General features: G+C 49.2%; 23 protein-coding genes. 2 read left to right on the top strand and 21 right to left on the bottom strand.

The window, feature by feature from the left end:
- Positions 1-15: 15 nt before the first annotated feature.
- From OCU14_RS05275 to OCU14_RS05180, 20 genes are all read right to left on the bottom strand, one after another.
- Entirely contained in the window at positions 16-1,221 is a 1,206-nt protein-coding gene (locus tag OCU14_RS05275; protein WP_261810114.1) for an FtsW/RodA/SpoVE family cell cycle protein, read from the bottom strand.
- A gap of 95 nt (positions 1,222-1,316) precedes the next feature.
- A complete protein-coding gene (locus OCU14_RS05270) occupies positions 1,317-1,541 on the bottom strand; it encodes a DUF2969 domain-containing protein (RefSeq protein WP_125545942.1) in 225 nt (74 codons plus the stop codon).
- 12 nt (positions 1,542-1,553) lie between these two features.
- On the bottom strand, positions 1,554-1,847 hold the full coding sequence (yidD, locus tag OCU14_RS05265; RefSeq protein ID WP_261810113.1) for a membrane protein insertion efficiency factor YidD: 294 nt from the start codon (positions 1,845-1,847) through the stop codon (positions 1,554-1,556).
- Positions 1,848-1,865: 18 nt separating this feature from the next.
- Entirely contained in the window at positions 1,866-2,873 is a 1,008-nt protein-coding gene (locus OCU14_RS05260; RefSeq protein WP_261810112.1) for a rod shape-determining protein, read from the bottom strand.
- A gap of 121 nt (positions 2,874-2,994) precedes the next feature.
- The gene (gene murA, locus OCU14_RS05255) at positions 2,995-4,302 is read right to left on the bottom strand and encodes a UDP-N-acetylglucosamine 1-carboxyvinyltransferase (RefSeq protein WP_261810111.1); all 1,308 of its coding nucleotides are present in this window, start codon (positions 4,300-4,302) and stop codon (positions 2,995-2,997) included.
- Between the two features lie 38 nt (positions 4,303-4,340).
- Positions 4,341-4,568: a DUF1146 family protein gene (locus OCU14_RS05250; protein WP_261810110.1), complete on the bottom strand. Its 228-nt coding sequence runs from the start codon at positions 4,566-4,568 to the stop codon at positions 4,341-4,343.
- A 412-nt stretch (positions 4,569-4,980) separates the two neighbouring features.
- On the bottom strand, positions 4,981-5,397 hold the full coding sequence (locus OCU14_RS05245) for a F0F1 ATP synthase subunit epsilon (protein ID WP_261810109.1): 417 nt from the start codon (positions 5,395-5,397) through the stop codon (positions 4,981-4,983).
- Positions 5,398-5,410: 13 nt separating this feature from the next.
- Positions 5,411-6,826, bottom strand: a complete 1,416-nt coding sequence (gene atpD / locus OCU14_RS05240; RefSeq protein WP_125545954.1) for a F0F1 ATP synthase subunit beta — start codon at positions 6,824-6,826, stop codon at positions 5,411-5,413.
- Between the two features lie 22 nt (positions 6,827-6,848).
- Complete coding sequence (locus OCU14_RS05235; RefSeq protein ID WP_125573380.1) at positions 6,849-7,748, bottom strand: F0F1 ATP synthase subunit gamma; 900 nt, start codon at positions 7,746-7,748, stop codon at positions 6,849-6,851.
- Positions 7,749-7,778: 30 nt separating this feature from the next.
- A complete protein-coding gene (gene atpA, locus OCU14_RS05230) occupies positions 7,779-9,326 on the bottom strand; it encodes a F0F1 ATP synthase subunit alpha (protein ID WP_125545956.1) in 1,548 nt (515 codons plus the stop codon).
- A 28-nt stretch (positions 9,327-9,354) separates the two neighbouring features.
- Positions 9,355-9,897 (bottom strand): ATP synthase F1 subunit delta, encoded by a 543-nt coding sequence (gene atpH, locus OCU14_RS05225; protein ID WP_057878633.1) that lies wholly within the window; start codon positions 9,895-9,897, stop codon positions 9,355-9,357.
- Positions 9,887-10,402 carry a F0F1 ATP synthase subunit B gene (gene atpF, locus OCU14_RS05220; RefSeq protein ID WP_261810108.1) on the bottom strand — a complete coding sequence of 172 codons (516 nt, stop codon included), beginning with the start codon at positions 10,400-10,402 and terminating at the stop codon, positions 9,887-9,889. The genes atpH and atpF overlap by 11 nt, the downstream gene beginning before the upstream one ends.
- Positions 10,403-10,457: 55 nt before the next feature.
- Positions 10,458-10,670 carry a F0F1 ATP synthase subunit C gene (gene atpE / locus OCU14_RS05215; RefSeq protein WP_057878635.1) on the bottom strand — a complete coding sequence of 71 codons (213 nt, stop codon included), beginning with the start codon at positions 10,668-10,670 and terminating at the stop codon, positions 10,458-10,460.
- A gap of 40 nt (positions 10,671-10,710) precedes the next feature.
- Positions 10,711-11,424, bottom strand: coding sequence for a F0F1 ATP synthase subunit A (gene atpB, locus OCU14_RS05210; protein ID WP_261810107.1), 714 nt, complete (start codon positions 11,422-11,424; stop codon positions 10,711-10,713).
- A gap of 326 nt (positions 11,425-11,750) precedes the next feature.
- A complete protein-coding gene (gene upp, locus OCU14_RS05205; protein WP_125545962.1) occupies positions 11,751-12,380 on the bottom strand; it encodes a uracil phosphoribosyltransferase in 630 nt (209 codons plus the stop codon).
- Between the two features lie 91 nt (positions 12,381-12,471).
- On the bottom strand, positions 12,472-13,713 hold the full coding sequence (gene glyA, locus OCU14_RS05200) for a serine hydroxymethyltransferase (RefSeq protein WP_309296922.1): 1,242 nt from the start codon (positions 13,711-13,713) through the stop codon (positions 12,472-12,474).
- Positions 13,714-13,791: 78 nt separating this feature from the next.
- Positions 13,792-14,820, bottom strand: a complete 1,029-nt coding sequence (locus OCU14_RS05195; RefSeq protein WP_261810105.1) for an L-threonylcarbamoyladenylate synthase — start codon at positions 14,818-14,820, stop codon at positions 13,792-13,794.
- Positions 14,821-14,848: 28 nt separating this feature from the next.
- On the bottom strand, positions 14,849-15,691 hold the full coding sequence (gene prmC / locus OCU14_RS05190) for a peptide chain release factor N(5)-glutamine methyltransferase (protein WP_261810104.1): 843 nt from the start codon (positions 15,689-15,691) through the stop codon (positions 14,849-14,851).
- Positions 15,684-16,769 carry a peptide chain release factor 1 gene (prfA, locus tag OCU14_RS05185; RefSeq protein WP_261810103.1) on the bottom strand — a complete coding sequence of 362 codons (1,086 nt, stop codon included), beginning with the start codon at positions 16,767-16,769 and terminating at the stop codon, positions 15,684-15,686. Before prfA ends, prmC begins: the two co-directional genes overlap by 8 nt.
- A 21-nt stretch (positions 16,770-16,790) precedes the next feature.
- Positions 16,791-17,375: a thymidine kinase gene (locus OCU14_RS05180; RefSeq protein ID WP_057878642.1), complete on the bottom strand. Its 585-nt coding sequence runs from the start codon at positions 17,373-17,375 to the stop codon at positions 16,791-16,793.
- A gap of 206 nt (positions 17,376-17,581) precedes the next feature.
- On the opposite strand from OCU14_RS05180, the gene OCU14_RS05175 reads away from it, so the two are divergent.
- Positions 17,582-18,931, top strand: a complete 1,350-nt coding sequence (locus tag OCU14_RS05175) for a Mur ligase family protein (RefSeq protein ID WP_261810102.1) — start codon at positions 17,582-17,584, stop codon at positions 18,929-18,931.
- Complete coding sequence (locus tag OCU14_RS05170) at positions 18,928-19,632, top strand: type 1 glutamine amidotransferase (RefSeq protein ID WP_261810101.1); 705 nt, start codon at positions 18,928-18,930, stop codon at positions 19,630-19,632. The genes OCU14_RS05175 and OCU14_RS05170 overlap by 4 nt, the downstream gene beginning before the upstream one ends.
- Positions 19,633-19,692: 60 nt before the next feature.
- Here OCU14_RS05170 and OCU14_RS05165 read toward each other — a convergent pair whose 3' ends face one another.
- The gene (locus OCU14_RS05165) at positions 19,693-20,712 is read right to left on the bottom strand and encodes a serine hydrolase domain-containing protein (protein WP_261810100.1); all 1,020 of its coding nucleotides are present in this window, start codon (positions 20,710-20,712) and stop codon (positions 19,693-19,695) included.
- Positions 20,713-20,894 lie beyond the last annotated feature (182 nt).

The raw sequence follows: 20,894 nt of genomic DNA, 5'->3' as shown, positions 1-20,894 counted from the left end.
ACTAACCGCTCCCTTTTATTCGAAAGACTCGTTTCGACTAAACATGTAACTCTTATAATGATACCGCATTGACATGATTAAACCAATCCCAATGAGGTTCCCGATCAACGCGGACCCCCCTTGGCTCACGAATGGCAACGGAATCCCAGTCAGTGGCAACAGACCAATACTCATCCCAATGTTTTCAAACACGTGGAAGAGAATCATCATGATAACCCCAGTTGAGATATAGGCATAGAACACGTTCTTGGTATCGAAGGTGACCCGAATCATTTGGTAGATCAATAGGAAGTACAGGAAGATCAGGACACAGCCCCCGATGAATCCGAAGTTTTCCCCAACAACGGAGAAAATCATATCGGATTCTCGAACAGGTACGTAGACGTGTGAGACGTTAAACCCCGTCCCAAAGATCCCACCGGACCCGATCGCCTTCATACTCTGCCAGAGTTGATAACCCTGATTTGAGGTATCTGCAGACGGATGAAGCCAGGTGTCGACCCGGGAGAATTGGTAGGCCTGGAAACCCACTTTCTCGAGAATCTTACGCCCACCATCCGTCGTGACCAGAGCCAAGACGCTACCCCCAACCACCGCAATGATGGAGAAGGCTGGGGCAATAATCTTCCAGGTAATCCCGGAAACCAGCAACACCCCACCAACAATCGCGAAGAACACCAGCATCGTCCCAAAGTCATTTTGTAATTTCAAGAGCGCTGCTACTGGTAAGGTCCATAGGATCAGCTTACCAATCAGTTGCCAGTCGGTACGCATCGTGTGGACCGGATTGGCATTGTTATTCTCCGTCACCACCCGTGCTAGCATTAAAATAAAGGCTGGCTTCATAACTTCGGAAGGTTGGAAGGTCAACGGTCCAATCGCAAACCAACTCTTGGCACCGGTATTGTCAAAGTAGGTCCGACTGTAAAGGACCAGTACCGCCAGCAGGAGGAAGATCCCTAACCCATAGAGCACAGGGGCTACCTTCCAAAGCTGTTCCGAATCAAACTGCATGATGATAATAATTGCCACGGTCCCAATGACATACCACACCAATTGGGAAACCACCGCAGAAGTAATGCTAGTCGACCCGCTATCGTGGGTCGCCGCTACATAGATGGAGGCGAGTCCAATCAACGCCAACATGAGGATACAGAAGATAATCCCCCAGTCGATACGCGACTCGGTCTCGGTCCGTTGTTCTGTCGCATTCTTTGCCACTATGATTGCTCCTTAATTCAAACTAAGATTTGTCTTTATTATAAAGGCCAGAGTGGACGAACACGTCGCACTCCGGCCAACTTTACGAAAATTTATTAACCCCGGTGTAAATGGTAATCGCGTAATAATAGCTCGACACCCTCGTCGACTGTCTTTACACGGTAAACATCGCCGTCATTCAACTGGGCCGAGAATCGGTCGTCGTCAGGTGTGACGGTTCCGATCGTCTCTGAACCAATCTTCAGAACGGACATTGTTTGGCCGTCTGGTAATTTTTGTTCATCAATGGTCACTTGCACTGCTTTTTCTCGTTTACTCATGCCAACTCTCCTTTATTTAGTGGGCGGCAGCTGATCCAGATGCATCGCCGCTCGGTATTCTGCTTCCGCTTTCGTGTTGCGACGGAGGCTAAAGTGGTCCGGCACGGGATCAATCCCGCCCCGCACGAATGGATGGCACCGCAAGATTCGGGCCACCCCCATGAGACCGCCCTTAAGCGCCCCATGCTTTGCTAACGCCTGCAACATGTAATTCGAACAAGTCGGATAATACCGACAGGTCGGTGGGAATAGTGGCGAAATGAATCGCTGGTACCCACGTACTAAAGTCGTCAATAGCCAACGCATCACGCCACCTCCTGAATGCTAGTCGTTGTTTTGTTTTGCCGTCTTGGTATCCATGTGTTCCAGAAGGACACCGGCACCCTTAGCCACGTTGTCCAAGGGGTCTTCGGAAATGATAACAGGAACCGTTAAACGTTCTGAGAAGAGCTTGTCGATACCATCTAACAAGGCTCCCCCACCGGTCAACATGATCCCACGGTCAATGATGTCCGCAGCCAACTCAGGTGGCGTCGTTTCCAGAACTGACATGGCCGCAGCCACAATTTGGTCCACGGAATCGTGAATCGCAACTTCAACCTCAGCGGCGGTAATCGTCGTTTCGGTTGGCATTCCACTGACGGAATCACGGCCCCGAACGGCCATTGTCTTCTGTTCATTGTCAGGTTCTGGATAGGCAGTCCCAATCTTAATCTTGATGGTTTCCGCTGTCCGTTCCCCGATAATCAGGTTATGTTCATGCTTCATGTAGTTCACAATTTCAGCATTCATCCGGTCACCAGCGACCCGAATAGACCGACTCGCCACGATGTCCCCTAAGGACAGGATAGCAATGTCACTAGTTCCCCCACCCATGTCGATAACCATGTTACCACTAGGCTTGAAGATATCCATTCCAGCACCTAATGCGGCTACCTTAGGTTCGGCTTCCAAGTAAACCTTGGCGCCACCGGACTTTTCGGCAGCCTGAATGATGGCCTTCCGTTCGATCTCAGTGATGTTGGTTGGTGCACAAATCATAATGTTTGGTTTGGACAAGAACCCCTTAACGCTAAGCTTATTGATGAAGTAGGAGAGCATGGCTTCAGTGATGTCAAAATCGGAAATGACCCCGTCCTTCAAGGGACGAATTGCCCGAATATTCCCTGGAGTCCGACCCACCATGCGGTAAGCCTCTGAACCCACTGCCAGGACCTTATCCGTCTTCGTATCAATTGCGACGACGGATGGTTCATTTAATACGATACCCTTGCCGACCACGTAAATTAAAACGTTCGCAGTCCCCAGATCAATTCCAATATCTTTCGCCATACTTATGTGCCCTCCTGATTTTAAATGCCAATTTTCAACATATCATTATAACATACTCTCATTAAACTCTAAATGATTTCTCGAGCAAACAAAAAGGTGGCCCTACGCCACCCCTTGTTGTCTAGTTATTTACGTGTGAGTTTTTTAACACCACAGTATCATTATCAGCAACCGTGACGCGTTCAACTTGTGCGCCCAATGCCGTTAACTTCTTGTGGAAGTCATAGTAACCGCGGTCTAAGTATTTCAGATTGGTCACCTGAGTGTACCCGTCCGCAACTAATCCGGCTAAGACCAATGCCGCAGCAGCCCGCAGGTCGGTAGCGGCCACTTCAGCCCCATTAAAGTCGGTTGGGCCATGCATCACAACGGTCCGGCCGTTCACTTGATACTGGGCATTCATGCGCCGGAGTTCTTCCAGATGCATGAAGCGGTTCTCAAAGACAGTTTCCGTCATGGTGCTGGTTCCGGCAGCGGCCAACTGTAAGATGGTCATTTGTGGCTGCATGTCAGTTGGAAAACCAGGATAAGGCAAGGTCTTCACGTCCGTTGGTTGCAACTTTTCTGGACCGACAACCCGAATGCCTTCTGGTTCTTCCGTAACCGTGGCACCCATCTCCTGTAACTTGGAGATCAGTGGCTTGTTGTGTTCAACGATCCCGTCTTTAATCAAGACATTCCCGTGAGTCAAGGCAGCGCCGACCATAAAGGTTCCGGCTTCGATCCGGTCCTGAACCACGTTGTGTTCAGTCCCATGCATCTTTTCTACCCCGTCGATCCGAAGTGTTTCCGTACCGGCACCACGGACGTGAGCCCCCATCTTGTTTAAGACGTTGGCCAAATCCACGATTTCTGGTTCGCGAGCGACGTTGTCAATCACGGTCGTTCCTTGAGCTAAACAAGCGGCCATCATGATGTTCTGAGTGGCCCCAACGCTAGGGAAATCTAAGTAAATGTGGCTCCCGACTAACCGATCAGCGAAGGCTTCAATATAGCCATCGTGTTGTTCAATCCGGGCACCGAGGGCTTCTAAGCCCTTCAAGTGTAAGTCAATTGGCCGCGTCCCGATGGCACAACCACCAGGTAAGGCAACCCGAGCATGACCCAACCGCGCTAAGAGCGGACCCATCACAACGATTGAGGCACGCATCTTGGAAACGTATTCAAAAGGCGCTTCACTAGAAACTTGGCGTGTCGCATCAATCGTGACTTCCCGTTTTTCTTCGTTGAAATCAACGCGGAGATTCAGGAAGCGTAAGACTTTATTCATCGTATAAACATCAGATAAAACCGGAACATTTGCTAAGTGGGTGAGGCCATCTTGGCCAAGAATTGACGCCGCCAAAATTGGAAGAACGGCATTCTTAGCTCCTTCAATTTGAACCACACCAGTTAAGCGGTTCCCACCATGAACGATAATTTTTTCCATGGGATACCTCCAAAGAATTTTATGAGCCGTTTGCTGCTTTAAAGTAAATAGCCCAGGTTACGAACGTTGTTAATGAAGTCTAGGAAGAATGAGCTGCAGCCAAAGCCGATGGCCACCGCCAGCATCACGATAAGCACTCGTGACTGACGCGGGTAAAACGTCATTAACCGTTCAATGTGTAACGCAGATATTGCCCAAAATGCGAGGGCAATAAAGATTAAATGGCTAATAATCGTTAATATTCCCTGTAACCCAATGAGTTTCATTCGCCCAATCCTTTCTAAACATTCTCACCCACTATATCATAATTTTTCATGATTGTCCCCGAAATTCCTGTAAAATCGGTGTTTGTAATATTACATTTCATCCGTTTATGACCGGTGACCGACCAAACGGCCACCTAAAAGGTTTTACGTGGTGAACTTATTTCAAAATCGATGATCACGCTCTCGCAATCGGACGACTTATTTTCAAGTCCAAAGCTCGTGCATCGTTCGGAAATAAATTTATTTTTTATGGCTTTCAGGCCTGTATTTCGCCCCACTTTAGCCGATATGTAACACAAACTTAGACGGCGTAAAACGCCAAAACATGAGATCTACTACGACAAAAAAGCAACTCTCCCCTAGAGGAAAGTTGCTTCTGGGTCCTATTCAGGACTATTGTCTTGCATCGTGCTTAGTGATTGGCAACGTTAATCCGGTTAATAGCCCGGCGTAATGCCACTTCAGCCCGTGCTAAGGTATCGGGATCCTTCTCGGCCTTTGCCTTTTCAATCGCCTTTTTAGCCCGTTCCTGAGCGCTCTGCGCCCGGTTGACATCAATGTCACCCTGACGTTCGGCACTGTCGGCAACAATCGTTGCCACGTTATTGGAGAATTCAATGAATCCGCCGTTAACGGCAATCCGGTCTTGTTCACCGTCATGCTTGAAACGAACCTCATCAACTTTCAACGTCGCAAGGACGGGAACGTGATTTGGCAAGATCCCCATCGGCGCATAGGACGTAGTCACAATCAGAAAGTCACCCTTCTGTTCATAGACCCGACCATCGGGAGTCACAATGCTAACGGATAAAACTGGTTTATCAGCCAATTAGAATTCCTCCCTAGTTGTTGGCGACGGCGTCATTCATTTCCTTGGCCTTAGCCACGACGTCTTCGACACCACCACAGTTACGGAAGGCATCTTCTGGCAACTTGTCGTACTTACCTTCCAGAATCTGCTTGAATCCATCAATGGTATCTTCCAACTTCACGTACTTCCCTGGTAAACCAGAGAATTGGGAAGCCACAGTAAATGGTTGTGACAGGAAGAATTGAATCCGCCGTGCACGGTTAACAATCGTTTGTTCTTCTTCAGAAAGTTCATCCATCCCTAAGATCGAGATGATATCTTGCAATTCATGGTAACGTTGCAAAACATGTTGAACTTCGGTTGCAACGTCATAGTGTTCTTGACCGATGATTTCAGGGGCCAAGGCAGTTGACGTTGAAGCCAGTGGGTCCACGGCTGGGTAAATCCCTTGTTGCGTCAAAGAACGTTCCAAGTTAGTCGTGGCATCCAAATGGGCGAAAGTCGTGGCAGGAGCAGGGTCGGTGTAATCATCGGCAGGCACGTAAACGGCTTGGATCGAGGTGATCGACCCATTCTTCGTTGACGTGATCCGTTCTTGCAACTGACCCATTTCAGTAGCCAACGTTGGTTGGTAACCAACGGCTGAAGGAATCCGGCCTAACAGGGCGGAAACTTCAGAACCGGCTTGCGTGAACCGGAAAATGTTATCGATAAACAACAGAACGTCTTGGCCTTTAACATCACGGAAGTATTCCGCGATCGTTAAACCAGTCAAGGCAACCCGCATCCGGGCACCAGGAGGTTCGTTCATTTGACCATAAACCATGGCCGTTTGCTTCAGAACGCCGGAGCCTTTCATTTCCCAATACATATCGTTACCTTCACGGGTCCGTTCACCAACACCGGTGAAGACGGAAATCCCGTTATGGCCTTGCGCAATATTATGGATTAATTCTTGAATTAAAACGGTTTTACCAACACCGGCACCACCGAACAACCCAATCTTCCCACCACGAACGTAAGGTTCGAGTAAGTCAATAACCTTGATCCCAGTTTCTAGGATTTCGGTCGTAGGGTTCAATTCGCTATACTTTGGTGCGTCACGGTGAATTGGCATCCGTTGGGCATCAGGCCCAAATTCGGCACCACCGTCGATTGGATCACCCAAAACGTTAAATACTCGACCTAAGGTGTCATCACCAACGGGAACAGAAATGGAAGACTCAGTGTTTTCAACTTCCATGCCCCGGCGAAGACCATCAGTACCGTCCATGGCAATCGTCCGCATAACCCCGTCACCCAGTTCAAGGGCAACTTCGGTTACAAGGACAGTGCCATCATCACGCTTGATGTTTAAGGCGGTGTTGATGTCGGGTAATTTATCAGTTAATGGGAATTCAACGTCGACAACTGGTCCGATAACTTGAACAACTTTACCAGTACTCATTATTCGTTAATTCCTCCCGTCATTAATTCTTTAAGGCTTCTTGACCACCAGTAATTTCGGTGATTTCAGTCGTAATCGCTGCTTGCCGAGCCCGGTTGTAATGTAATTGCAGATCCGAGATCAGGTCATCAGCGTTGTCAGTGGCTGACTGCATCGCATTAGAACTTGATGCATGTTCAGCAGTTTTGGCATCCAAAATAGCACCATAAACCAGACTCTCAGCGTATTGTGGCAGGATAGAATCCAAGACCTCCTGCGCTGAAGGTTCTGTTTCATAATCGTTTGCAAGATTGGACGTTGGCGTCTCACTAACAGCTTTACCCGCAAGTGTTTCACGGTCCACTGGCAATGTCTTTTCACCCCGGAATGACGACGTAATGCGGTTAACGAAATGGTTATAACAAACGTAAAGTTCGTCAAAAATTTCGTTATCAAACATGGTCGTCACCGTCTTCACAATCTCCCGGACTTCGTTAAACTCAGGAACATCGCTAACACCGCGATATTCATAAGCCACGTTAATGCCCCGGTTCTTGTAGAAGTCTGCTCCGGTACCCCCAACAGCCAGAATCATATAGTCATCTGGGTTAGGTGTCTGCTTGTCAATGAATTCATTGGCTTCGCGCAAGACACTACTGTTATAACTCCCCACCATACCGCGGTCAGAAGTTATGACTAAATAAGCCGTTTTCTTAACTGGACGGTCTGCCTGTAACTTGTTTGAGGAATTATCAAACAGTTGAGACTGAGATAAGCGCATGACCACTGACTTAATCTTTGAGACGTACTCTTGATAGCCAGCCGTATGCTTCTGAATCTTGTTCAACTTCGCAGTCGACACCATGTGCATCGCGGCAGTAATCTGTCGGGTTGCCTTGGTTGACGAAATCCGATGTTGGACGTCATGGATAGATTCAGCCATTTTTTCTCACCATCCTTCCTTCAAGCAATTCTAGTTTTCTGCTGAATCATCGTCGTCCGCTTCAGCATTATGCTTGGTCGGTTGGAAAGTCTTATCAAACTCAGCAAGTGCGTCATCCAATGCATCGCCTTCTGGTAAGTTACCAGTCTTGGTGATTTCATCTTCAAGTGCCTTGTAAGACGTGTCCATAAACGCAAACAATTCGTTTTGGTAACGTAAAACGTCACTCACTTCGAGCTTATCAAGGTGCCGGTGGGTCAAGGCGTAGAGAATGATAACTTCCTTGGCAACGGGTACGGATTCATGCAAGCCTTGCTTTAAGACTTCCACGGTCCGAGCACCACGGTCCAAACGGGCCTTGGTAGCGGCATCCAAGTCGGAACCGAATTGTGCGAATGATTCCAGTTCCCGGTATGCGGATAAGTCCAACCGCAAGGTCCCGGCAACCTTCTTCATGGCTTTGATTTGAGCATCCCCACCAACCCGAGAAACTGAAGTCCCGGCATCAATGGCTGGCCGAATCCCGGAATAGAAGGAATCACTATTCAAGAAGATTTGCCCGTCGGTGATGGAAATAACGTTGGTTGGAATATAAGCAGAAACGTCCCCAGCCTTGGTTTCGATAACTGGTAACGCGGTCATAGACCCGCCACCTAATTCATCATTCAACTTGGCTGCCCGTTCGAGTAAACGAGAGTGGGTATAGAAAATATCCCCTGGGTAGGCTTCACGGCCTGGTGGCCGCCGTAAGATTAAGGAAAGTTCACGATAAGCATCGGCTTGCTTGGTTAAATCATCATAGACGATTAACACGTGCTTGCCGTTCATCATGAATTCTTCACCCATGGCTGCACCGGCATATGGTGCGATGTACAGTAATGGTGCTGGTTCAGATGGTCCGGCACTGACGACAATGGTGTAATCCATGGCGCCAAACTTTTCCAAAGTGGAAACTTGTGACCGCACAGTTGAGTCCTTTTGACCAATTGCCACATAAATACAGATCATATTCTGACCCTTTTGATTAATGATGGTATCGATCGCAATGGAACTCTTACCAGTCTTACGGTCACCGATAATCAACTCACGTTGACCTCGGCCAATTGGAACCAAGGCATCAATGGCTTTGATCCCGGTTTGTAGGGGTTCACTAACCCCTTGCCGTTCCATAACACCTGGTGCTTTATGTTCGATTGGTCGCGTTTTATCGGTCTTGATGTCCCCTTTACCGTCGATTGCTTGACCCAATGAGTTAACAACTCGGCCAATCAATTGATCACCAACGGGAACTTCCATGATTCGGCCAGTCCGTTTAACGGTGTCGCCTTCAGTGATTCCAGTGAAATCACCCAAGATAACGATACCAACGTCACTGGCTTCGAGGTTTTGGACCATCCCATAAACCCCGTTATCAAACAGTAACAATTCACCCTGAAGGGCGTTGTCTAAACCGTGGGCACGGGCAATCCCGTCACCAACGTAAGTTACTGTACCAGTCTCTTCAACTGAGAGTTCATCTGTATAGTTTTCTAATTGTTGTTTAATTAGAGCACTGATTTCCTCAGCTTTAATGCTCATGAAAGTTTCACCTCTTTCTCCATAGAATCTAAGCTAAAAGTCGTTGCCGCAACTGGTTCATGCGGGTCTGGAGACTGCCATCATAGACAATCCCAGCAGACTTAACAATGGCTCCGCCCAGAATAGAAGCGTCGACTTGGCACCGCAAAATTGCTTTCTTGGCCCCAACGCGCTTGGCAAATGTCTGGCTGAGGACGTCGGCTTGGTTTCCAACCAACGCAACGGCAGTCGTGACATCCGCATAGACAATCTGTTGCTTTTCATCATATAAAACTTGAAATTGCTCGATAATGGCGACCATGATATCCATACGATCATAGTCAAAGACCATTTGAATTAAATTTTGGATATAAGGTGAAGCATCGCGCTTTAAATCAGCAACCATGGCTTCTCGTTTGTCCAATTCTAAACTAGCATTCGAAAGTACCGTACTCAAACTAGGATTGTCTTCGAAGATTCGCCGAAGCTGTTGAAGATCACTGTAACCGGAGTCTAACTGGTCCTTTTCGGCCAGGAGTTCAAACAATGCTTTGGCGTAACGCTTCGCTGCAGTTGTTCGATTAAGACTCATGTGGCTTCCCCAACCCTTCGATATAAGAATCGATCAATTCTTTTTGATCACTAGCATTCAATTCACGCTGAATTAGCTTGGAAGCAATCTCAATAGATAAATCCGCCACATCGTTCCGTGCACCAACCAAAGCGGCTTCCCGTTCTTGGGCAATGTCGTCCTGGGCTTTGGCCTTCAAGGCCTGTGCATCGGCTTCGGCTTTATTAATGATCTGACCCCGTTGTTCCTGTCCGTCACTCTTCGCCGTGCTGACGATTTGTTGGGCTTCAACGCGGGAACCTTGTAAGGCTTCCTGACGTTGGTCTGCTAAATCAGCAGCTTCAGCCCGTGACTTTTCGGCGTGGTCAATATCATCAGAAATTTTATCCGACCGTTGTTGCATCATCTTCGTAATGGGACCCCAAGCGAAAATCTTGACGAGCCACATTAACAGAAGGAAGGTTACAACGTAAAAGATCGAATCACCGTTGTAGAGAGTTGCATCAATCACTAAATGTGAGAGCATCTATTGACACCTCCTTCATTGTCAACTTTTGCTGAATCCAAAGTAACCTGAAACATTACTTGTTCATCAACAACAGTGAGACAACGAAGCCCAGGATTGGCATAGCTTCAACTAACCCAACACCAATGAACATCGTGGTACGGAATTGACCGGCCATTTCAGGTTGACGAACCATACTTTCAAGGGTTTTAACGATAACGATCGCGTCACCGAATGCCCCTGCTAATGCTGCTGCCATCATAGTAAAACTTGCTGCTAATGCACCCATAATTAATATTTCCTCCTTGAATTTGGAACAGGCTTACTGCCTATTCACCTTCTAATTGTCGACCAATGTATACTGAAGATAGTGTTAAGAAAACATATGCTTGAATGGAGCCCAAGAAGACTGAGAGTCCTTGCCAAGCCATTTCAATTGGTACAGCCGCGATCAACGTAGGAATACCTTTTAGTTCAGCCAGAGACCAAACCATTTCCAGTAAGACTTCACCAGAGAAGATAATCCCGAAAATACGAAGACCGAGAGTCAGAAAACTTGAGACTTGTTCGAACAAGTTCGATGCTAAGAACATTGGCGATGGCTTAATAAAGCTTGCCAAGTAGCCCTTGGTTCCCCATTTTTTGAGACCAGCATAGTTAGCCAAAACAACTGTCATCATTGACATCGTCAACGTTACAATTGGATCAGATGTTGGACTTCGAACAATTGCAGAACCATTGATTGCAACGTTGAAGAATAAACCAAGTTGGTTTGAAAGAAAGAGAAACAGGAATAACGTGAATCCCCAAAGTCCAAATCCACTAACTTCCTTGGCTGGAATTGACCCTTTTAAGATACCATTGGTGAAGTCAATTAACCATTCGAGAAAGTTCTGGCCTTTTGAAGGCCGCATCGAAACATGTCGAGACGTAAAGAAGATAACTGCGAATGCCAGGATGAACACCACCAAACCTGACACCACATTAGCAGTACTAAATGTTAGCTTCCAAATTTGAAAGGTTGAAACTGTACCACTTCCCACCTAATATCACCTCTTTTCGAAGACATTTTCGCCTGGTCCTTTCAACCTGTAATCATTTAAGACCATTGTCGCGAATTTTTAGGCGTAAGAAAGCGCGCCCAAACACATTAAAAATGATACCACCAAAATCGGGAAAAGACAAAGCCTATTTCCTATTTTTCACTAAGAAAATCATTTTCTTTCATAGCTTTGCAAAAAGCGCTGTGAAAACAATGAGAACGCTTCCAGAGAGAGCCCGTTAAACCGCTGATTTGGTCGCTTACTCATCATTTTTTCATAAAAAGAACAAGCCTGACCGGGGACTCGGTCAGACTTGAAAATTATGTTTACTTTGTTCCAAACAAACGGTCACCCGCATCGCCTAATCCCGGAACAATGTAGCCATCTTCATTTAAATGATCATCCAAAGCAGCCGTGTAAATGTCAACGTCTGGATGGGCTTCTTGTAAGGCTTTGACGCCTTCTGGTGCTGAAACTAAGCACACAAACTTCATGTTGCTAGCGCCCCGCTTCTTCAAGGCATCGATTGCCATGATAGCAGAACCACCAGTTGCCAACATTGGGTCGACAACAAAAATCTGTCGTTGGTCAATGTCAGACGGCAACTTAACAAAGTATTCGTGGGGTTGTAAGGTCTTTTCGTCACGGTACATCCCGATGTGACCAACCTTGGCGGCTGGAATCAATTCTAGGATGCCATCGACCATTCCGATACCGGCACGCAGGATTGGTACAATGGCAACTTTCTTACCAGATAACTCTTTTGCCGTCATCTGGCCCATTGGTGTCTCGATCTGCTTGTCTTGTAATGGCATGTCGCGTGAAACGTCGTATGCCATCAGCGTCGAAATTTCGTTAACAACCTCGCGAAAACTACGAGTTCCGCAGTTTTTGTTCCGAATAATTGTTAACTTGTGTTGAATCAACGGGTGGTCAAGTACTTGAAACTTCCCCATGAATAAACGCTCCTTTGTGATTTCTTACAATTGTACCATTATCTAAGCCATTGCAACGGACTAATTTAAAATGAAAACGTTTTTTTGTTAATTAATTTAACGCACTCAGTGGATGAGCCGCTGTCAACGTTCTAACCTGGTCACGGACCTCAGCTAACACCGTCTCGTCATTAGCGTTTAAGATGGTCTTCACGATGAGCTGAGCTACCTCGCGACACTCGTCTGGATTGAATCCACGCGTTGTGATAGCTGGTGTTCCTAACCGAATACCTGAGGTCTTGAACGGACTCAACGTTTCATTAGGAATCGCTTCTTTATTCGTCGTAATCATGACGCTATCCAGCAGTTCCTGCGCCTGTTTCCCATTTAAATCGGTGGCAGAAAGGTCCAAGGTCATCAAGTGGTTGTCAGTCCCACCGGAAACGACGCGAACCGTTGGCAACTTGTTAAATTCATCGGCCATAGCTTGGGCATTGTCGATAATTGCCTGTGCGTAGTCGGTAAACTCTGGCTGGAGGTCTTCAAAGAACGCCGCAGCCTTACCGGCAATCACGTGTTCCAAAGGACCGCCTTGCGTGCCGGGGAAGACGGCTGAGTTCAGTCGCTTGGCATTCTCCGCTTGCGAGAGGATGAGGCCCCCTCGTGGCCCACGAAGGGTCTTGTGCGTCGTCGTGGTGACCACGTCAGCAATGCCAACTGGTGAAGGGTGGCGCCCAGCCGCAACCAGACCGGCAATATGGGCCATATCTACCATCAGATAGGCCCCTACTTCGTCGGCGATGTCTCTGAAGGCTTGGAAGTCAATTGTCCGTGAGTAGGCCGAGGCCCCTGCCACAATCAACTGTGGTTTCACCTTTAAGGCGAGGTCACGAATCATGTCATAGTCTAAAAGTTCGGTCTCCGGATTCAACCCATAGCTGTAGGCTTGATAAAGCTTACCGGAGAAGTTCACCTTGGCCCCATGGGTCAAATGACCGCCGGCATCCAGACCCATCCCCAGGATGGTGTCCCCAGGCTTCAAAAAGGCCGCATAGACCGCCTGATTGGCCTGTGAACCGGAATGGGGTTGCACATTGGCGTATTCGGCGTTGAAGAGCTTCTTAGCACGGTCAATCGCCAGTTGTTCGACGACATCAATGTACTGGGTTCCCCCGTAATACCGTTTGCCAGGATAACCCTCGGCATACTTGTTGGTGAGAACGGAGCCCTGTGCCGTGCGGACGGCGTGACTGACGATATTTTCAGAGGCAATCAACTCAATGGTATCCTCTTGCCGCTGTTCCTCATGCGCAATGGCGCCCCATAAAGCTGGATCCTGTTCTTTAAAATTCAATGGCGGTCCCTCCTGAACTGTAGTTGGTTTCATTCTACCAAACTTTCAGCTCTGGCGGGACCGCCTTGCTCATCAAACTTATAATAATTGGTCTTTTGTAAAGTGAACCTGACCCGCAGACTTATTGAGGCGGTTCATGTAAGCCGCACCTAAGCCTTCATCGGAGAATCCCTGAGCTAAAATGCCCTTGACGGGTGATTCCAGGTCGAAGTGGCGTAAGCCGGCGAACAGTCGGTGGCTGGCACTTGGCAAGTCGCGACCCAGTGAGAAGAATTCGGCATTCTGGGGTAACGTCAAGCCACTCAACGTGTGGTCGAGTGCCATGACCCCAATCGCGTCGTCCTGTTGACCGGCCCACTTGAGCGCTGCCGCCCAATCCGTCACGTGATCAACAATGTAGACTTGCGCATTGGGCGCGTAGTGTTTGTACTTCATCCCCGGCGCCTTAGGTACTTCGGTCGCCCCAACCTTATGATGGGTTGATCGAACGGTGCCAATCACGGCCTCGAGTTCTTCCTCGGTCACGGCGCCTGGGCGCAAGATCGTTGGCACGTCGGTCGACATGTCCAAGACCGTTGATTCGACCCCCACTTCGGTAGGGCCGTCATCCAAGATTCCCGCAATTTTACCATTTAAGTCATGGTAAACGTGCTTGGCTAAGGTTGGACTGGGTTTACCAGAAGTATTGGCAGATGGTCCTACCAACGGAACTCCGGCCTCTTTGATGAGGTCCAGAGTTACCTGATTGTCTGGATTCCGGAAAGCAGCCGTATGCAATCCCCCAGTCACAGCAGGTGAAAAGGCTCCTGGCTGTAACTTGAAGATCAGTGTCAGCGATCCAGGCCAAAAGGCCTTGATGAGCGCTTTGGCCTTATCTGACAGGGGTTCGGCATACCGTTCTACGGTGGCTTGGCCCGTCACGTGGACAATCAGTGGATTATCACTCGGACGTCCCTTGGCCAAATACACCTGTTTCACGGCGGCCTCGTTGGTGGCATCCGCGCCTAGACCATACACGGTCTCGGTGGGAAAGGCCACGAGTTGTCCGGCCTTGATGGCAGCGGCCGCTTCGCTAATCTGATTGGGTTTAAAAATTTTTGTTTCCATTCCGTCTCTTCTCTCCCATTCCCTAAACTTAGAGCTGAACTCGAACCATCCGGTCTTGCCCGTTGATGTCCTGGCGAATCGTTACGGTTGCCGTGGGCAGTGCCGTTTCAAAGATCGCTCGTACCACTGCGCCTTGCTGATAGCCAATTTCCGCAAAGAATTGCCCCGTTGGCGTCAGTCGTTGGGCTAATTCTGCGGCAAAACGGCGATAAAACGCCAGACCGTGATCCGCGGCAAATAAAGCCTGGTCGGGCTCAAAGCGTTTCACGCTATCATCCATCACAGCCGTCTCCGACCGATCGATGTAGGGCGGATTAGACACGATGACGTCAAACCGTTGACCAGCTACCGGGGTAAATAGATCCCCGACCGCAAAGGTCACCTCGGCGTGTTGTGCCATGGCATTCTCACGAGCGACCGCCACCGCCTCAGCCGAGATATCCGTGGCCGTCACTAACCACTCAGGCCGTTGCGTCTTGAGGGTCACGGCAATGGCGCCGCTCCCGGTGCCCACGTCTAACACGTGCTGGCCGACAGCGACGACATCGTCTAAGATCCAGGCGACTAACTCCTCCGTTTCTTGACGGGGAATCAATGTGGCTGGTGTGACTCGAAAGTCATGACCGTAGAACGGCGCTCGACCCAAGATATATTGGGCGGGTTCACCGGCGACGATCCGAGCTATTTGCTGCTGATAGGTCACCCACTCGGCATTCGGCATCGGATCACGATAGTGCTGAACCAACTGGGTAAATGACCACCGATGACTCTCCAGTAAGAGGTACTGTGCGGCGGCCGGATCGGCCGTCGTCTCCTGTAACTGGTCCTCACCCCACCGCAATGCCGTCAGGTAAGTGTGGGCGTTAGTCATTGTTCTTTAAATTTTCCAATTTAGCGGCTTGATCGGAAAGAATCAAGGCATCGATGATGTCATCGAGTTCCCCGTTCATAATCCGGTCAAGTTTATTCAACGTCAAGCCGATGCGGTGATCGGTCACCCGGTTTTGTGGATAATTGTAGGTTCTGATCCGTTCAGACCGGTCCCCCGTCCCCACTGCGGACTTCCGTTCGGCATCGTAGGCGCTACGTTCCTGTTGCTTGTAGTAATCATAGACCCGGGCCCGCAGAATCTGCATGGCCTTAGCCCGGTTTTGTTGTTGTGACCGTTCATCTTGCATGGCAACGACGATCCCCGTTGGTAAGTGGGTCATCCGCACGGCAGAGGAGGTCTTGTTAATATGTTGACCACCGGCACCAGAAGACCGGTAAACGTCAGTCCGAATATCCTTAGGATCGATGTCAATGTCGACTTCTTCTTCCTCAGGCATGACCCCAACCGTCGCAGTACTGGTATGCACCCGACCGGCTGATTCGGTTGCTGGCACTCGTTGCACTCGGTGAGCCCCATTTTCAAACTTAAGCTTCGAGTAAACCTTGTCTCCGGTAATCATGATAACAATTTCCTTGAACCCACCAACTTCGGTGGCATTCTCATCAACGACTTCAATCTTCCAGCCTTGGCGTTCGGCATACTTGGAGTACATGCTAAAGAGATCGGCCGCAAATAAGCTGGCTTCATCCCCACCGGCTGCCCCATGGATTTCCATGATGATATTCTTGTCATCATTAGGATCCTTAGGCAACAACAACAGCTTGATGTCTTCTTCTAGCTGTTCCTTTTGGGCTTCCAGGTCTTTCAATTCATCCTTGACCATAGAGGCCATGTCGTCGTCTAACTTTTCATACAACATGTCCTCGTCATCCTTGATTTGCTTGGTGACATCTTCGAATTGGTGATACTTGTCCACCGTTTCCCGCAATTCGCCTTCTTCTTTCGAAAGCTTCATGAAACGTTGGGTATCCGCAATAATTGCGGGGTCACTAATTAATTCATTCAGCTCGTCATAGCGGTCCGCTACGGCTTGCAGTTTTTCAAACATCTCGTCCATTCTCTACTTAACCTCGTTTCGTTATTTACCGATCTGATCTAATGGTGGATTGAAATAATGCCGCCGACAAACGGGGTAGTAAGCCTCATTCCCCCCGATTTGGACTTGTTCGCCCTCGTAAACCGGTTGGTTGTCGTGGAACCGCAGATTCATAATGGCCTTCTTGGCACAGAACCAGCAAATGGTCTTCATTTCTTCAATCTTATCTGCATACAGTAACAGATACTTGGAGCCCTCAAACAGTTCATTTCTAAAGTCATTCTTCAAGCCAAACGTCATGACGGGGACCTTTAACTCATCCACCACACGGGCCAATTGCAACACGTGATCCTTGGTAAGGAACTGAGCCTCATCAATTAACACACAGTTGGCGTGCTCGTCGATGCGTTTAACCTCGTCATACAAGTTGGTCTCTTCAAAAATTGGATGGGCTTCTCGCTTCAGCCCAATTCGACTGGCAATGTAACCGACCTGATCTCTGGTGTCCAGGCCACTGGTCATGATGATGACCCGCTTGTGTTGTTCCTCGTAGTTATGCGCGACCTTTAAAATCTCGATCGTTTTCCCACTATTCATTGCACCGTACCGAAAAAACAGCTGTGCCACGTTACTCCCACCTTTTTGACAGTTTCTATCTATTATAGCTGATTACACCTGAAAATTCGACCTCAGACCGCGCAAACTTTCCTTGCGATTTAACAAAGTTCAGGCCCGCCGCTCCCCTATTTCCAGAAAAAATGCTAAAATGAATGTTTGAATATTAATGAAACGGCAATTTTAAAAAAATTAGTGCAATTAAGGAGCGACAATTCATGTCATTGAGAAGCGGCTTTGCCACCTTTGCGGGGAGATCCTCTTACTGGTTTCTCCACACCTTCCTTCACGGGGGCAGTTCCCTCCCTGGAAAGATTACCTTAAAGCTCGACCCCAACATTCTGAAGGCTTTGGGGGCCAACTACGACGTCATCGTCATCACTGGGACCAACGGGAAAACGTTGACCACGGCCCTCACCGTCTCCGTGTTGGGTCAGAAGTACCCATCTATTCTGACGAACCCGACCGGTTCCAACATGGAACAAGGGATTGTCACAACCTTTCTGAATGCCAAACGGCCTAAGACTGGTCGGCCCATTGCCGTCCTTGAAGTCGATGAGGCTAACGTGATCAAGGTCACCAAGTACATTCAGCCTAAGGCCTTTGTCTTCACGAACATCTTCCGCGATCAAATGGACCGTTACGGGGAAATTTACACGACCTACCAAAAGATCTTGGATGGGGTGGCTTTAGCCCCCGAAGCCACCATTATTGCCAACGGTGATTCCCCGCTCTTTAACTCTAAGGAGCTACCCAACCCCATTCAATACTATGGGTTTGACGATCAACCAGACGGTGACTTCAAGGCAAAGCCCAATACCGATGGGGTCCTGTGTCCCGTTTGTGAACACATCCTGCATTATCATTCCTTAACCTATAGCAACCAAGGCAAGTACTTCTGTCCCAACTGTGGCTTCCACCGGCCAGAACTGACCTATCGTTTGACCAAGTTGGGTGAACAAACTCCAACGTCATCTACTTTTGACTTGGACGGCCATTCCTACACGATCGGTGTCGGGGGAACGTATAACATCTACAATGCCCTGGCTGCCTATGCCGTGGGCCGGTTCCTCGAGGTTTCACCTGACCAAATTTCGCAGGCCTTTACCGCGAACGAACGAGTCTTTGGCCGCCAAGAAGTCATCGACGTTGATGGCAAACAGGTCACAATCATTCTGGTTAAGAACCCTGTGGGCTTGGACCAGGTCCTACACATGATTGGCACGGACACCCACCAATTTTCACTGGTCGGCCTGCTCAACGCCAACTATGCTGATGGGATCGATACGAGTTGGATCTGGGATGGTGACTTCGAGCAACTGGTTAACTTGGACATTCCGACCGTTATCACTGGTGGTGAACGCTACAAAGATATCACCTTCCGCCTCAAGGTGGCCGGGATTCCAGATAGCCACCACATCGTGGAACCCGATCTGGAAAAGGTCGTCGAACAGATCAAGCTGGTGCCAACCGAACGCGTTTACGTTCTGGCCACCTACACGGCCATGCTACAGATGCGTAAGATTCTAGCCGCTAAGGGCTACATTAAGGAGGGATTGGGCGTATGACCTACGAATTAAACGTGGCTCACCTATACGGAGACTTAATGAACACCTACGGAGACGTCGGTAACATTCTGGCGTTAAACTACTATGCCAAACAAATGGACGTCCACTTAAACGTTAAAGTCGTCAGCTTGGAGGAAGATTTTCATGCCGCTGACTATGACCTCGCCTTCTTTGGTGGGGGCCAAGACTTCGAACAAACCATTGTTTCCCAAGACATCCAAACCAAAAAGGCTGAATTGACTAAATTCATCGAATCCGACGGTCCGTTGCTCGCCATCTGTGGGGGCTTTCAACTCTTAGGCCACTACTACATTGGGGCTAACGGCGAAAAACTTCCTGGCATTGGTGCCCTTGACCACTATACATTGGCCCAGGATAACAACCGGTTCATTGGCAACATCGTCATCAAGAACCAGGAGACCGGTGAGACCTACCACGGTTTCGAAAACCATCAAGGCCGGACTTTTCTGGGAACCGACGAACGCCCCCTGGGTAACGTGGTCTCTGGTAAGGGTAATAACGGCGAGGACGGAACTGAAGGCGCCATCTACAAGAATGTTTACTGCTCCTACTTCCACGGTCCGATCTTGACCCGGAACGGTGATATCGCCAAGCACCTCTTGATTGCTGCTCTCAAGCGGAAATTCCCCACGGCTGACTTCAGCCAACAGGAAGCCTTGTCCATTCCCGCAACCTTCTAAATTTAAATGCAAATGCCGCCTCGAGAATATTTCTCGAAGCGGCATTTTTTATGATCGTTTTTATGAACGCGTCTTCTCAGCTAAGTAAGTTCCAATCACCGCATTTCGCTGATCGAGGTACGGTTCATTCGGGGCGACGGGATAAACCCGGTTGGAAAGAAAGACCATCGCCTGATCGGCTACGGGATCCAAAACCAGATAGGTCCCCGTGAACCCGGAGTGCCACAGCACCCGATGCGGCTGGGGCCAAGCGGACGTGGTCAGCGCCCAACCAAGGGATCGGCCAGCCTGACCAGTTGGTGTCCAGTCCCGGAGCAAGTCGTGGATCAATACCGGAGGTAACACACCGGCCACCGCCTCGGGATGCAGGTAGGCTTGGCAAAAGAGCACCAGGTCATCAACAGTGCTGAACAGACCGGCCGACCCACAGTGGCGGGTCAAGACCCAACCCTTGGGATCGTGAACAATTCCTCTGACCAATCCCCGACCGGGTTCAACCGCCGTGGGAATACACTGCAGCGGGTCACTGGGCGTAAACGTACTGTGCCGCATTCCCAAGGGTTCCAGTACCCGCTGGGTAATGGCCGCTTGAATGGACATCCCTAGAATTTTCTCGATAATCCATCCCATGAAAACATAATTCACATCAGCGTAAACCATCTGACGATTAAAGGTTGGCCCTACGTGGAGCCCCAACAATCCCGTCTTTAACGCATCAGCCGGTAGTTTGTTCCGGTTGGGGATATACCCCGTAATCCCGGAGGTATGTGTCAACAGGTGACGCACCGTGACCCGCGCATCTCCCCATTCCGGTAGCCACCGGGTAATCGGATCCTCTAGGCTAAGTCGCCCCTGTGCCAGGAGCTGCAAGGTCACCGACAGGGTTCCCACGACCTTCGTTAGGGAGGCCACGTCGTATTGCATCTCCGGCCGCAACACTTCACGTTGAGGCACCAGTGCGGCCACGCCCATCTGACCGGTCTCGACCCGATCGCCGTCGATCAAAGCATAACTGACCCCTGGCACCACGTGTTCCGTGACGAGCCGTTGGAGGGCCGCCTTCGTTTGTGGATAACCCATCTTGCCACCTCCTGTTTCTTTCTCCCATTCTACCCATCGACCGCCACCGAATGCAATGGCGTCCCCGACCGAAAGACAGAACTTTACCAAATGCTTAATCGAGTGGGAGGTAGCCGATTGTTTCGACTACCGACCTCTCACACCACCGTACGTACGGTTCCGTATACGGCGGTTCAGTAATT

Origin of the sequence: Levilactobacillus humaensis (assembly GCF_024345185.1) — a bacterium.
Classification (GTDB): domain Bacteria; phylum Bacillota; class Bacilli; order Lactobacillales; family Lactobacillaceae; genus Levilactobacillus; species Levilactobacillus humaensis.
This window is presented reverse-complemented; position numbering and strand designations above follow the sequence as displayed.